Genomic DNA, 13,017 nt, shown 5'->3' with positions numbered 1-13,017 from the left:
ATAGTGCTTGACACGGACTTTGCTACCGGCTAATTTTCCGCCAAAAGCCTCAGCGGCGATAGCCCGATGGGCGGACAGATCGTCCCGGGTCAAGCGTCATGACGGTTTCATGCAAGATCCTGCATATCGAATTGACCTGGCGCGAGCGTGCCGCATCGGCACGACAGGCAACCGAAACACCCGAGCACAACGCAAAACAATCGTTAGTCATCCCTATCAATAGAACGACCGATATCGAAACCGGCCAGCGGCGATGCGCAATCGAGCCGGACAGAGCGGAGACAGCATCGTGGACACTCAGGCAGCGTCATTCGAAAGCACCGCGTCACCGGCACGGGCGACAGCATCGATCGTTCCACCGCCCACGCAATTCAATTTCGCCGCCCATCTCTTCGCGTTGAATGCTTCACGCGCCGATAAAACCGCCTATATCGACGACCACGCCACGCTCGCCTACGGCGAACTCGAAACACGCGCGCGCCGCTTCGCCGGCGTTTTGCGCACGCTGGGCGTGCATGCCGAGCAACGCATCCTGCTCGTGATGCTCGACACCGTGGAATTGCCCGTGGCCTTTCTCGGCGCACTGCTTGCGGGCGTGGTGCCCGTGATCGTCAACACATTGCTCACAGGCTCCGACTACGCCTACATGCTCACGCATAGCCGCGCGCGTATCGTGATCGCGTCGGGCGCCGTGCTGCCCGTAGTGACGGCCGCGCTCGAACAGGCGGGCTGCACGGATTGCACGCTCATCGTTTCTCATCCGCTCGCCGAAGAGCGCGTCGATCATGCACTGAACACGCTCATCGACGGCGCCGCGCCACTCACCCACATCGCACCCACGAGCGCCGACGATATCGCTTTCTGGCTCTATTCATCGGGCTCGACCGGCAAACCGAAAGGCACGGTCCATACGCACGCGAATCTTTACTGGACCGTTGAAACCTACGCCAAGCCGATACTCGGCATTCGCGAAACCGATATTGTATTTTCGGCGGCCAAACTCTTTTTCGCGTATGGACTCGGCAATGGTCTTTCATTTCCGCTTTCGGTCGGCGCGACCACCGTGTTGATGGCCGAGCGCCCGACCGCCGACGCGGTCTTCGCGCGTCTCGTGCAGCATCGGCCCACAGTCTTTTACGGCGTGCCTACGCTCTACGCCAGCATGATGGCCTCGCCCGGTCTGCCCGCGCGCGCGGAGGTCGCGCTGCGTATCTGCACGTCGGCGGGAGAAGCGTTGCCGCGCGAAATCGGCGAGCGTTTCCGCCAGCATTTCGGCAGCGATATTCTCGATGGACTCGGCTCCACGGAAATGCTGCATATCTTTTTGTCGAATCGTCCCGGCGAAGTCGAATACGGCACGACGGGCCGCCCCGTTCCCGGCTACGACATCGAGTTGCGCGACGAATCCGGCCAGCTCGTTGCCGATGGCGAAATCGGCGACCTTTATATTCGCGGCCCGAGCGCTGCGCTGATGTACTGGAACAATCGCGAGAAAACACGCGCGACCTTTCTCGGCGACTGGGTCCGCAGCGGCGACAAATACCGGCGCCTGCCGGACGGCTGCTACGTCTACGCGGGCCGCAGCGACGACATGCTCAAGGTCAGCGGTCAATACGTTTCGCCGATCGAAGTGGAAATGGTGCTCGTGCAGCACGAAGCGGTGCTCGAAGCGGCGGTGATCGGCGTCGAACAGAACGGGCTCGTGAAAACCTGCGCCTTCGTCGTGCTCAAACGCGAGCGACAAGCGGCATTCGCCGAAACGGAAGTCATGACCGCGACGCTCAAGGCCTTCGTGAAAACACGTCTGGCGCCGCATAAAACGCCGCGCGATATTCTCTTCGTCGACGATTTGCCGAAAACCGCCACCGGCAAAATCCAGCGCTTCCGTCTGCGCGAACAATTTCACGCTCCGCCTTGAACTCATGAACCGCAGCGAATTCGCCGTCTTGCCCGCCAGCGCCAACCTTTCCGCCCGACGCGTCACGCTGACCATCGAATATCGCTGGGTCGGCGTGCGCGATCCGCATGCGCCGCTCGCCGTGTTTCTGCATGAAGGACTCGGCTCGATTGCGATGTGGAAAGACTGGCCGCACGAACTCTGCGAACGTGTCGGTCTGCGCGGGCTCCTGTATTCGCGGCCCGGTTATGGACGCTCCACGCCGCGCGCGCCCGCAGAAAAATGGCCCGTCGATTTCATGTCCGATCAGGCGCGCGACGTGTTGCCCGCGCTGCTCGATACGCTCGGCGTGAGCGAAGCTGAACGCGAGCGTATGTGGCTCATCGGGCACAGCGACGGCGCCTCGATCGCGCTGCTCTACGCGGCGTTTTATCCGCGTGCGCTCGCAGGGGCGGTCGTGATCGCTCCGCATGTCTTCGTGGAAACGATTTCGGTCGCGAGCATCGCCGAAACGAAACGTGCCTACGAAGCGACCGATTCACAATCGACTCTGCGTGCGAAGCTCGCGCGCTATCACGACGATGTGGATTCGGCGTTCTACGGCTGGAATGACATCTGGCTCGATCCGGCATTTCGCGCGTGGAATATCGTCGAGATCATTGCACCCACCACCGTGCCATTGCTCGCCGTGCAGGCGCGCGACGATCAATACGGCACGCTCGCGCAAATCGACGCGATTGGCGCGGCCGTGCCGCACGCCCGGGTGCTGACGCTCGACGCGGGCGGGCACTCGCCTCATCGCGACGCGCGCGCCACGCTCGACGACGCCATCGACGGCTTCGTGCGCAGCCACGTCGGCGCTCAATGACACGCTGAATCACATTGCGCGGCCTTCGATGCGCCACGGCGTTGCAAAACGATGCGCCCGGCATCGAATGCTTACACCGCGCAAAGCCGTTCGATGAACGGCAACTGTTCGGACCCCGCACAGCTCGAACGGCGCATCGCAATGATGGTATCGTTTGCTCTGGCCGCGAGCGCCGCCTGACCGCCCACGGGGACGCGCTCCACGGCGCGCGGCGCTGCAACATGCCGCGACATGTGCACACGCACAGACGCGCAGCCGGCGGTCCGGTACCCAACGACGAGCGATTCCATCCTGATGAACGTATCGAGAATCACGCTGCGCGCGCGGCGCGAATGGGCTGCGCTGAGGGCGTTCATGGCGCACGCCTTCGCGCCCGCGCTGCGCAACATGCAATACGTGAAACGGCGCATGCGGCCTTTCGCCGTGGTCGCCACCATCGGCTTCCCGCTTTATTACTACGTCTGGAAAGTGCTGTTTCCGCAGCCGTATGAAAATCTCACGCTGCGCCTGATTGGCTCCGCACTGTTCGCGCCATTTCTGTTTCCGGACCGCTGGCCTGCGGCAATCAAAAAATACCTGCCGTGGTACTGGTATTTCTGCACGCTCTACGGCTTGCCGTTCTTCTTCACTTTCATGCTGTTCAAGAACAACGGCAATGAAGTGTGGGTGGAAAGCGCGTTGATCGCCGCCTTCGTCATGGTGCTGCTGCTCGACTGGCTGATGCTCGTGCTGCAGTTTCTCGTCGGCATCGGGCTGGCGCTGCTCGCCTATACGCTCACGAGCGACAGCTTCTCGCTGAACGGCATTTACCTCACTCATCTGGCGATTTTCTCGTTTGCCGTCGCCATCGGTGCGATTGCGAATTACGATCAGGACCGCATCCAGATCGAACAGGAGCGCGCCATGCTGGCCACCGCAGGCAGCGTCGCGCACGAACTGCGCACGCCGCTCGTGGCCATCCGCGTGGGCGCCGCCGGCCTCATGCGCTACCTGCCCGCGCTGCTCGACACCTATCTGCTGGCCCAGCGCCACAGTCTGCCGGTGCCCAAAATACGCGTGGCGCATCTGCATTCGATGCAGGGCGTGGTCGGCCGCATCGAGCAGGAAGCGCTGCATTCGAACGCCATCATCGACATGCTGCTCGCCACGGCACGCTTTACCGGCGGAACGATGCAAAACGCAAGTTCGTGTTCCATCGCGCATTGCGTGGAAACGGCATTGGCGCGTTATCCGTTTCGCGAAGGCGACCGCGCGCGCGTGCATTGCAATCTGCGGCCCGATTTCGAATTCACCGGATCGGAAATGCTCACCGTGCACGTCCTGTTCAATCTGATAAAAAACGCCTTCCGCCATATGGGCAGTATCGAAGGCGCACATATTTCTATTCGTCTTGAATCAGGAAAACGTGCCAATCGCTTGATTTTCAGCGATACCGGAACGGGTATTTCATCCGAAGCCTTGCCGCACATCTTTACCCGCTTTTATACTTCAAGCACCATCACCGATGACGTATCGCTCGGCGCGGGAATCGGCCTGGCATTCTGCCGCGATGTCATGCAAGCGATGGGGGGAGCGATTACCTGCTCTTCGGTCAAAGGCCAATATACCGAGTTCGTTTTGACATTCCCAACGCCATGACGAAAGCCATTCAGCCATTTTCCTGGCCAACCACGGTCGCCTTCGTCGACGACAGTGCGGCATTCCTTTCGAATCTGAGCCTGCAGCTCGACCCGGAGCTGGCGTTCCGGATGTTCAGCTCGCCCGGCGAGGGCCTGAAGTATCTCAACGCGCGCGCGGCGCAGGATCATCCCGTCTCGCCCATCTTCAGCCCCTATCTCGACCGCACCGAGGAAAACGATGCGCATCAGGTGATCGCCATGCGCGTGGATGCCATTCGCAGCCTCGTGAACCGGCCGGCGCGATTTGAATCGATTTCGGTCGTGGTAGTGGATTACGATATGCCGGAACTCAACGGTATCGAATTTTGTCGCCGCCTCACGAATCCCGCGATCAAGAAAATCATGCTCACCGGCAAGGCCGACGAACACGTGGCGGTGAAAAGTTTCAACGAAGGACTGATCGACCGCTTTATTCGCAAGCATGAAGCCGACGCAGTAGAAACACTGAATCAGGCGATTCACGACATGCAGCTCGCGCATTTCGATAAAACCAGCGGCAGCGTGCTCGACGCGCTCGCGGTGTCGGAATATGCGTTTCTCAAGGACGGCGCGCTCGCCACGCATGTACAAGGCATTTTTCATTCGCTCGGCATTGTCGAACATTATCTTTCCTGGCAGCCGCACGGCCTCTTGATGTTCGACGCGGAAGGCACGGCCTACCTGCTCATCATCCATACCGAGGAATCGCTGCGCGGCGTGCGCGAGATCGCCGTCGAGCAAAGCGCGCCCGCCAATTTCCTCGCCGAACTCGACAGCCACGGCAGCGTGCCTTACTTCTGGCGCACCGAAGGCTACTATCCGGCGCAATGCGCGGACTGGCGGCTCTACATGCATCCCGCATCGGTATTCGAAGGCGAACGCCGCTACGTCTATTCCATCGTCAAGCAGCCGCCCGGCCTCACGCTCGACGGCATCGCGCCGTACGACGGCTATCTGCAGCGCCTCGACCGTGAAATCCAGGCGGCGTGGGGCACGCACTGAACGCCCCACGCCGGTGTTAACGCGGTAGAACCCTAACGCGCGTGCGGCTGCATCATGCCGCTTCCGGCAACTCGATCAGCGCCGGCGCCTGACGCGTGCGCGAACGGCCTTCGCCACGCTCGAGCAGACGCCGCGTCGACGGCCAGTTCCACATCTGCACCTCGTCGCGAATCGCCTTGCATGCCTCGACGAGCCGTTCGAGATCCGCATCGCTCATGGACGCGTTGATCGACAGGCGAATCAGCGAACGATTCTGCGCCGTGGCAGGCGCGCAAAACACCGAGCCGAAAATACCGCGCGCCTCCAGCGCATCGCGCAGCACGATGGTCTGCGTTTCCGGCCCCGCTTCGAGCGCGACGATCTGCGTTTCGCTGCCGTTGAGGTTGTAGCCGAAGTCCGCCAGACTCGAACGCACGTAAGCCGCATTCGACGCGAGACGCGTGCGACGCCAGTCGTCGCGCTCGATCACGTCGAGCGTGGCGGCAAGCCCGGCCGTTTCGTGCGGCAGCAGCGTCGAGCTGAAAATCGCCGGCAGCGCCTCGAACTTGAAATACTCCTGAAAGCGCCGCGAGCAACTGATAATGCCGGCGCGTCCCGCAAACGCTTTCGCCAGACTCGCAGTGCGAAAATGCACGCGATCGCCGAGACCCAGTTCCGCCACGAGACCCGCGCCATGCGGCCCGTGCGTGCCGAGCGAATGCGACTCGTCGACCACGAACACGCAATCGTGCGCGGCGCACACCTCGGCGAACGCCTGCAACGGACAGACGCTGCCGTTCGTGCTGTACACCGAATCGACCATCACAATGCCTGGACCGTAACGGCGAATGCGCTGCTCCAGATGCTCGGCGTCGTTATGCATGAAGCTGATCGGTTTCGCGCCCGCGCTGCGAATGCCTTCCCACAGCGACATGTGCGCCATCATGTCGACGTACACCGGCGTCTGCGCATTCGCGATCGACTGGATCAGCCCCGTATTCGCCGCGAAACCGGACTGACACAGCACGCTCGCTTCCGTACCCATATAGCGCGCGAAACGGTCTTCGAGCAGCAATTGCGGGCACGCGTCGCCGTGCAGAAAAATGCCCGACATCAGCAGACCGTTACCGTCCGAACGGATGCTCGTGCACATTGCGTCGAGAATCTCGGGGTGGCGAGCGATCGACAGATAGTCGTTGCTCGACAGATGGAGCGCCTGCGCGTCCGGCTCGCGGCCCATCATGATGTGACCGCCCGCCCACGTCTGCTGCACGCGCGCCTCGTAATAGCGGTCGACGCGCGCCGCGAGAAAAGCGGGCAGGCCCGCGTCGTTGTTGTGTGCGTCACGCCAGTTGTTATTCGTGTTATTCACTGCTTTCATCTCAGGCTCCTTGGTGGTGGATGGCCGCCCCCCGCTAACGACTTCTCGGTCGAGATCGACTGCGATAGCTGGCCGGTGATACGCCCGTGCCTGGACACCACGCGCACAACGGCATGGCGAGACATCCAGGCAACAGGCTGGTAATGAATGGCGAACAGGAAGACTGGCGCGCGCGGCGACGAGGGCGCGCGGCGGGCGCAAACGTGTGCGCACGGACAGCGCGTGGCGGCTGCGCCCCATGCGCGCAAAACGGACACGGCAGGCACAAGCAGGCACAGGCAGACGTGCACGCGGCGCGCTGCGATGTTGCGCTGATATCCCCGTGGCGCGACCTCCCGTCGACGCGCCACGCATCCGCCCGGACGCGCGCAAACGGCTGCGAATTAAATGGCGGATGCGGGCGCTTTACGCCTTGAACGAGCGTCTCGACACCCGCGCGATTGCCGCGGGTTCAATAAAAGACGCTCGCCCGATGAATGGGGTGCGATTGCGCACGGCGCGCGCACGATGGCGCACCGCAAGCTGGAACAAACGTTGCAAGCAACGTTTATCGCACCTTCGATAATTATCCTTTAAAAACAGCGGTGTGATGCATTTCACGGGCTTCGATGCGCTTTGCATTCCGAAATGGTTTTGCCATCGTCGAAACGTCATGTCGGCAGCAAGAATTTCATGCGGCAGGCATGAATTACCGGCTATCGGCAAATAAAAAACTGCAACAATCGAATCGGGGAAAGAAAAAGAAAAACGCGTCGACGAAATAATTCGTCATAAAGGACACAGCATTCGCTATTCGGCTCGAAACCGACAATCTTGCCGATGCCGTTATGAAATTTTCGTGTCGTCGGCGGCGGAAATGGTGTCGCGCGGCACGGCGGCGCGTGCGCTCACAACCTGATTGCGTCCACCCATTTTCGCTTCGTAGAGCGCCGCGTCGGCGCGCGCCATCAGCGTGGTCAAGGTGTCGCCGTCATCAAGCGCGTCCACGCCCGCGCTGAACGTCAAACCGTCGTGCGCCGGTTGTGCGGCGTCCACGTCGGGCATGCTGTGAATCGGCGCGGCGTGATCCGCCGTGCGGCGCACCGAAAGCGCGGCCACACGCAGCGCATCGACGCGTGCGGCGGCGTGCTCGCGCATCGTCGCCGGAAACAGCAGCGCGAATTCCTCGCCGCCGAGCCGGCCGAATAAATCGGTTTCGCGCACACCCGCCGCCATCACGCGCCCGAAATGCGCCAGCACGCGGTCGCCCGCCGCGTGACCATACAGATCGTTGACGGCCTTGAAGTGGTCGATGTCGATGATCGCGAGCGCGAGCGGTACGCGCGCCGCGCGGGCGGCGTCGAGCAAGGCGTCGGCTTGCGTCACGAAGGCGCGGCGCGTGAGCGCGCCGGTCAGTTCGTCGCGATTGGCGAGCCGTTCGAGCCGCTCCGCCATGCGGTCGTGCGCGAGCATCACCATGCCGATCGACAACGCGGGCAACACGAGAATGCCGAGCGCCAGATACGCCACATTGAACGGCGTGGAATCGAGCAGCGTGGTCTGATGCACGAACCCGCCGCCGTAGAGGATGCCGCGCACGCCATGCGCCAGCGCGCCCAGCCATGCCGACCAGGTGACGAAGCGATAGCTGTAGCGCGGCCGTCCCGCCGGCCGGTCGTGCAGCGCGAGCCAGCCGATCGCGCCATAAATCGACGCATGAAACACCGAAATGAGCGCAATGCGCGCGCCGAGATCCGGTTCCACCCAGTACCACCACGCAATGCCCGCCGCCACGGCCGCGCAACCCGCCCACGCGAGCGGCACGCGCGGACGCAGGCCGAAAAACTCGCGGCAGCCTTCGAGCGCGCGCGTGACGGCAATCGCGAGCAGCGTGTTCGACACGAGCACCGTGAGGAACGGCATGCCCATGCGCTGCATGCCCGCAAGCACGATCGCGATGCTCGCCATCACATACGCGCCGATCCAGCGGCTCACGCCCGGAATGCCCGCGGGCCGCAGCGATCCGAGAATCGCAAGACTCATGATGCTCGAAAGCACCGTGACGAGAAGGATATTGACCGGATTGAGCATGGACTGCGCGCGGCCGCTGCTGGCGTGTTGATCGATAAAGGGACACGTCAGTTTAGGGCACGAATTGCATAAAGCTCGCATGGTTTTTAGTAGCGGACGTCGATATGCGACGCGGATAAGCCCTTAATCGGCGTGAATCACGGCTATTCGATGCGCGTGCAGGGATCGACGGGAACGCCGTCTGCTGGAATAAGGGCAAATGGACTTGAGGGAGACTGCCATGCCCGCATCGATTCCGGACGTCGCACGCGAGGCGCTGATCCTGCGCGTCGAACGCGCGCTCGACGCCGCCACCTTTCCCGCCCATCCCGGCACGCTGGTCGACTGCGCCGAACGCGCGGGCGCGCGCGCCGACGTGATCGACGCGTTACGCGCGTTGCCCGACGAAGCCTTCGGCAGCTTTTCGGAGGTGTCGGCGTCGATCGTCGCCTCGCACGACCGCCAGGCGCGGCCGCGCGCCGTGAACGCCGGTTGAGCGCGGAGTCGGCCTATGCGCGGACAGACCACGACACGCTCAGGACAGCCGGGAACGCATTTTGCTCGCTCCGCCGGGAGTGCCGGACGGTCCCCGGCAACCGGCCGCCCCGAGCAGCAGTTAAAGCAAGGGCGCAGCCAGGGCAAGAACAAGGGCGCGCGCGATGTGAGGACCGCCGGCGGGACCACCGACGCGGTCGACGCGCGCAGCACAGGTAAACGACGTATGGCAACCGTATTACTCGTCGACGACGACAGCAACGCACTGGATGCGCTGAAAGAGCTGGTCGGACAGGAAGGCTACCGGGTCCGAACCGCGGCCGACGGCTCGGACGCGCTCAAGAGCGCACTCGCCGACCCGCCCGACGTGGTGATTTCCGATTGCATGATGCCGCGCATGGACGGTCTCGAGCTGATGCGCGCCATGCGCAACAACCGCAAGCTTGCGGCCGTACCGCTCGTGCTCGTGTCCGCGCTCGTCACGCCGCCCGCCGACGCCGATGTGGTCGGCTTCCTGCGCAAACCCTTCGCGGTGTCCCAGTTGCTCGATATTTTGCGTCGCGTGGCCTCGCCTTGATAGGCGCTTTGATCGTGATTATTTCGCCATCCTGATCGATTCAGGATGCGCCTCGCGGCACGCGCATTGCGCCATGTTGAAACATGACGACGCCACTCAGGAGGCCATCATGACCGATTACGCAGGACGCTCGCAGGACGATCGCGTCGCGCAACGCAAGCAGCAGAAACAGCCTTCGCAGGAGCCGCCCGGCGGCGATATGGCCGTTCACGGCACGCAGCCGGACGCCACGCACAGCAGCGGCGAACTTTCGGAGCAAGGCAAGGAAGTCTGGCGCAAGGGCGCGGGACTCGACGGCGGCGGCAAGTCCGGCTGATTACGTCACGCTTACGAGCGCAAAGATGACGCGTGCAGCGCAATGCCGCACGCGTCGTCTGCCTTTCATTCGCACGTTATTCATTCACCCGATTCATCGACGCTTCGGATTCGCGTTCCGGTTCGCCTGCGCGTCGTTTTGCGTGCGCGACTGATACGCGTCGCCACCCCAACGGTCCGTATCCTCCAGACCGCGCTCGAGGTCGCGATGCCCCTGCACGCCCACCGAACGCGGCTCGTGCGGATGGCGGCTGGCCAGCGGCTCGCCGCCCTCATGACGCGGATGCTTCACGCTCTGCGCCTCCTCCTGCGATTCAGGCGCCCGTTGCTCAGTACGCTTGCGATGATCGTTCATGGCACACCTCCGTTAATGGCGCGCTTCGTGTCGATCGCGCGTCTGCCCGATTAGCAGCAGCTTGCATGCCGCGTCGGCCGTCCGCTGGCTTAAACTCGCGATGTCGACGAAACACAGCACGACCGCCGCGACCGCACGCGCAGGACACAGACGCGCGGCCAACGTGTCATGCTCGTGCGTGCCTCGTCCCGCACACGCCCAACACGATCACCGCACGCCGCACCATGACTTCGAAGGACCGCCGTCACTTTCTGCGCAGCGCCGCGGCCGGCGCCGCGCTGAGCCTGTTTCCGCCCGCTATCCGGCGCGCGCTCGCCATCCCCGCGCACAACGCCACCGGCACGATTCGCGACGTCGAGCATGTCGTGATCTTCATGCAGGAGAACCGCTCGTTCGATCATTACCTCGGCACGCTGCCGGGCGTGCGCGGCTTCGGCGACCGCATCACGATTCCGCAGCCGCAGGACGCGAGCGTCTGGCAGCAGAGCGACGGCGAGCGCACGCTGCTGCCGTTCTACCTCGACAGGAACAAGGGCAACGCGCTGCTCGCGGGCGGCGCGCACGAATGGCTCGACGCGCACGCCGCGTGGGACGCGGGCCGCATGACGCACTGGCCGCGCGCGAAGGGCAACGTGTCGATGGGCTATCTGCAGGCCGCCGACCTGCCGTTCCATTTCGCGCTCGCGAATGCCTTCACGATCTGCGACGCCTATCATTGCTCGCTGCACGGCGGCACCAATTCGAATCGCCTCTTCCTGTGGACCGGCACGAACGGCCCCGGCGGCGCGCCTTATGCGGTGGTCAACAACAATGACTGGGACTGGCTCGACAAGTCGGCCAAGGGCCTGACCTGGACCACTTATCCGGAGCGCCTGCAACAGGCCGGCGTGAGCTGGAAGGTCTACGAAAACCAGCCCGACAACTACAACGACAATCCGCTCGCGGGATTCGCCGCGTTCCGCAAAGTGCACGAGTCGATCGAAGGCTCGCCGAACCGGCCGTGGACGCCCGAGATCGAAACGCAATCGCCGCTTTACAAAGGCATCGGCAACACGATGCCCGACGGCGGCTTTCTGCAGGCGCTCAAGGACGACGTCATGGCGAACCGGCTGCCGCAAGTCAGCTGGATCGTCTCGCCGCAAGCCTATTGCGAGCATCCGGCGATCTCGACGCCTGGCCAGGGCGCGTGGTACATCCAGCAGATCCTCGACGCGCTCACCGCGAATCCCGAGGTCTGGAGCAAGACCGTGCTGTTCGTCAATTACGACGAGAACGACTGCTTCTTCGATCACATGCCGCCGCCCGCCGTGCCCTCGCCGCTCGAAGGCGGCGGCTATGCGGGCAAGTCGACGGTCAGCACCGAGCACGACTATTTCACGGTGCCGAATCCGCCGGGCGATAAACAACCGCTGCCGCCCGATGGCCAGCCCTACGGCCCCGGCCCGCGCGTGCCGATGTTCGTGATCTCGCCTTGGAGCACGGGCGGCTACGTCAATTCGCAGGTGTTCGATCACACGTCGGTGCTGCGTTTCATCGAACAGCGCTTCGGCGTGCAGGAGCCGAACATCAGCGCATGGCGGCGCGCCGTTTGCGGCGACCTGACCTCCGCCTTCAATTTCAGCACGCCGAACGACCGGCCCGCCACGACGTTTCCCGCGCCCACGCGCGCCGCCGCCGATGCGCTCAACGCCCAGCAAAGTGCGCTCAAAACCGTGCGTGCGCCCGCCGAAAGCGAACAGACGATGCCGCATCAGGCGCGCGCCGTCCGGCCGTCGCGCGCGCTGCCGTATCGGCTGCATACGCACGCGAGCGTCGATGCGAAACATCGCGAAGTGCATCTCGTCTTCAGCAACGAAGGCAGCGCGGGCGCGGTCTTTCACGTCTACGACAAGCGCCATCTCGACCGCGCGCCGCGACGCTATACCGTCGAAGCGGGCAAGCATCTCGCCGACACCTGGACACCCGTTTCCACGGACGCGGGCGCCTACGATCTCTGGGTGCTCGGCCCCAACGGCTTTCATCGCAGTTTCGCGGGCAACGTCGATCACACGCAGCACGATGCGAGCGTGGAAATTCAGGTGAGCTACGACGTGGCGACGAACGGCGGCGCAACGGGCATCAGCATCGCGATCATCAACGCAGGCCGCGAATCCGCCACCTGCAACGTGATCTCGAACGCCTATCGGCACGACGGACCGTGGGTCTTCACGCTCGCGCCTGGCGCACGCGCCACGCAGCACTGGCCGCTCGACGCCTCGGGCGGCTGGTACGACTTCACGCTGAGCGCCGCGAATGGCGCGGAAGCCACCGTGCGCCGTTTCGCGGGCCGCGTGGAAACCGGTCGAGACAGCATTAGCGATCCGGAAATGGGCGCGGCAAGCTGAGCCACCCGTTTCATATCGATTGATCTAAAATGATGGCTTCCCTGCCACGGAGCCATC

12 protein-coding genes are annotated in these 13,017 nt (G+C 63.3%); 8 read left to right on the top strand and 4 right to left on the bottom strand.

Going from position 1 to position 13,017, the window contains the following annotated elements; genetic code table 11:
* The first annotated feature begins 349 nt into the window (after nt 1-349).
* Nucleotides 350-1,918, top strand: coding sequence for a benzoate-CoA ligase family protein (locus tag G3N97_RS09305; RefSeq protein WP_346778039.1), 1,569 nt, complete (start codon nt 350-352; stop codon nt 1,916-1,918).
* Between the two features lie 4 nt (nt 1,919-1,922).
* Nucleotides 1,923-2,765, top strand: a complete 843-nt coding sequence (locus tag G3N97_RS09300) for an alpha/beta fold hydrolase (protein ID WP_205992949.1) — start codon at nt 1,923-1,925, stop codon at nt 2,763-2,765.
* Between the two features lie 71 nt (nt 2,766-2,836).
* On the opposite strand, the gene G3N97_RS09295 is transcribed toward G3N97_RS09300, so the two are convergent.
* Nucleotides 2,837-3,121, bottom strand: coding sequence for a hypothetical protein (locus G3N97_RS09295; RefSeq protein ID WP_205992948.1), 285 nt, complete (start codon nt 3,119-3,121; stop codon nt 2,837-2,839).
* Nucleotides 3,122-3,188: 67 nt separating this feature from the next.
* On the opposite strand from G3N97_RS09295, the gene G3N97_RS09290 reads away from it, so the two are divergent.
* Both G3N97_RS09290 and G3N97_RS09285 read left to right on the top strand, forming a co-directional pair.
* Complete coding sequence (locus tag G3N97_RS09290; RefSeq protein ID WP_346778038.1) at nt 3,189-4,403, top strand: HAMP domain-containing sensor histidine kinase; 1,215 nt, start codon at nt 3,189-3,191, stop codon at nt 4,401-4,403.
* A complete protein-coding gene (locus G3N97_RS09285; protein WP_065065418.1) occupies nt 4,400-5,425 on the top strand; it encodes a response regulator in 1,026 nt (341 codons plus the stop codon). The genes G3N97_RS09290 and G3N97_RS09285 overlap by 4 nt, the downstream gene beginning before the upstream one ends.
* A 52-nt stretch (nt 5,426-5,477) precedes the next feature.
* Here the strand turns inward: G3N97_RS09285 and cqsA are convergent, their stop codons facing one another.
* Both cqsA and G3N97_RS09275 read right to left on the bottom strand, forming a co-directional pair.
* A complete protein-coding gene (gene cqsA / locus G3N97_RS09280; protein WP_205992947.1) occupies nt 5,478-6,785 on the bottom strand; it encodes an alpha-hydroxyketone-type quorum-sensing autoinducer synthase in 1,308 nt (435 codons plus the stop codon).
* Between the two features lie 825 nt (nt 6,786-7,610).
* Nucleotides 7,611-8,855 carry a GGDEF domain-containing protein gene (locus G3N97_RS09275; protein ID WP_205992946.1) on the bottom strand — a complete coding sequence of 415 codons (1,245 nt, stop codon included), beginning with the start codon at nt 8,853-8,855 and terminating at the stop codon, nt 7,611-7,613.
* A gap of 220 nt (nt 8,856-9,075) precedes the next feature.
* Here G3N97_RS09275 and G3N97_RS09270 point away from each other — a divergent pair, with 220 nt between their 5' ends.
* The 3 genes from G3N97_RS09270 to G3N97_RS09260 all read left to right on the top strand — a co-directional run bounded on the left by G3N97_RS09270 (nt 9,076) and on the right by G3N97_RS09260 (nt 10,222).
* Entirely contained in the window at nt 9,076-9,330 is a 255-nt protein-coding gene (locus G3N97_RS09270) for a DUF2795 domain-containing protein (protein WP_205992945.1), read from the top strand.
* A gap of 15 nt (nt 9,331-9,345) precedes the next feature.
* Nucleotides 9,346-9,906 (top strand): response regulator, encoded by a 561-nt coding sequence (locus tag G3N97_RS39360; protein WP_241030484.1) that lies wholly within the window; start codon nt 9,346-9,348, stop codon nt 9,904-9,906.
* A gap of 109 nt (nt 9,907-10,015) precedes the next feature.
* A complete protein-coding gene (locus tag G3N97_RS09260; protein WP_205992944.1) occupies nt 10,016-10,222 on the top strand; it encodes a hypothetical protein in 207 nt (68 codons plus the stop codon).
* A gap of 93 nt (nt 10,223-10,315) precedes the next feature.
* Here the strand turns inward: G3N97_RS09260 and G3N97_RS09255 are convergent, their stop codons facing one another.
* On the bottom strand, nt 10,316-10,576 hold the full coding sequence (locus tag G3N97_RS09255; protein ID WP_205992943.1) for a hypothetical protein: 261 nt from the start codon (nt 10,574-10,576) through the stop codon (nt 10,316-10,318).
* A 224-nt stretch (nt 10,577-10,800) separates the two neighbouring features.
* Here G3N97_RS09255 and G3N97_RS09250 point away from each other — a divergent pair, with 224 nt between their 5' ends.
* Nucleotides 10,801-12,960, top strand: a complete 2,160-nt coding sequence (locus G3N97_RS09250) for a phospholipase C, phosphocholine-specific (RefSeq protein WP_205992942.1) — start codon at nt 10,801-10,803, stop codon at nt 12,958-12,960.
* The last annotated feature ends 57 nt before the right edge of the window (nt 12,961-13,017 follow it).

Origin of the sequence: Paraburkholderia sp. Ac-20347, assembly GCF_017104805.1 — a bacterium.
Lineage (GTDB): Bacteria > Pseudomonadota > Gammaproteobacteria > Burkholderiales > Burkholderiaceae > Paraburkholderia > Paraburkholderia tropica.
The sequence above is the reverse complement of the archived record's forward strand: the minus strand, read 5'-3'. Positions and strand labels throughout refer to the sequence as shown.

Excerpts from the sequence above, each read along its gene's own strand:
- G3N97_RS09275 (WP_205992946.1), bottom strand. The coding sequence starts at position 8,855 with ATGCTCAATCCGGTCAATATCCTTCTCGTCACGGTGCTTTCGAGCATC.
- G3N97_RS09250 (WP_205992942.1), top strand. The coding sequence starts at position 10,801 with ATGACTTCGAAGGACCGCCGTCACTTTCTGCGCAGCGCCGCGGCCGGC.
- G3N97_RS09300 (WP_205992949.1), top strand. The coding sequence starts at position 1,923 with ATGAACCGCAGCGAATTCGCCGTCTTGCCCGCCAGCGCCAACCTTTCC.
- G3N97_RS09255 (WP_205992943.1), bottom strand. The coding sequence starts at position 10,576 with ATGAACGATCATCGCAAGCGTACTGAGCAACGGGCGCCTGAATCGCAG.
- G3N97_RS09285 (WP_065065418.1), top strand. The coding sequence starts at position 4,400 with ATGACGAAAGCCATTCAGCCATTTTCCTGGCCAACCACGGTCGCCTTC.
- cqsA (WP_205992947.1), bottom strand. The coding sequence starts at position 6,785 with ATGAAAGCAGTGAATAACACGAATAACAACTGGCGTGACGCACACAAC.
- G3N97_RS09270 (WP_205992945.1), top strand. The coding sequence starts at position 9,076 with ATGCCCGCATCGATTCCGGACGTCGCACGCGAGGCGCTGATCCTGCGC.
- G3N97_RS09260 (WP_205992944.1), top strand. The coding sequence starts at position 10,016 with ATGACCGATTACGCAGGACGCTCGCAGGACGATCGCGTCGCGCAACGC.
- G3N97_RS39360 (WP_241030484.1), top strand. The coding sequence starts at position 9,346 with ATGCGCGGACAGACCACGACACGCTCAGGACAGCCGGGAACGCATTTT.
- G3N97_RS09295 (WP_205992948.1), bottom strand. The coding sequence starts at position 3,121 with ATGAACGCCCTCAGCGCAGCCCATTCGCGCCGCGCGCGCAGCGTGATT.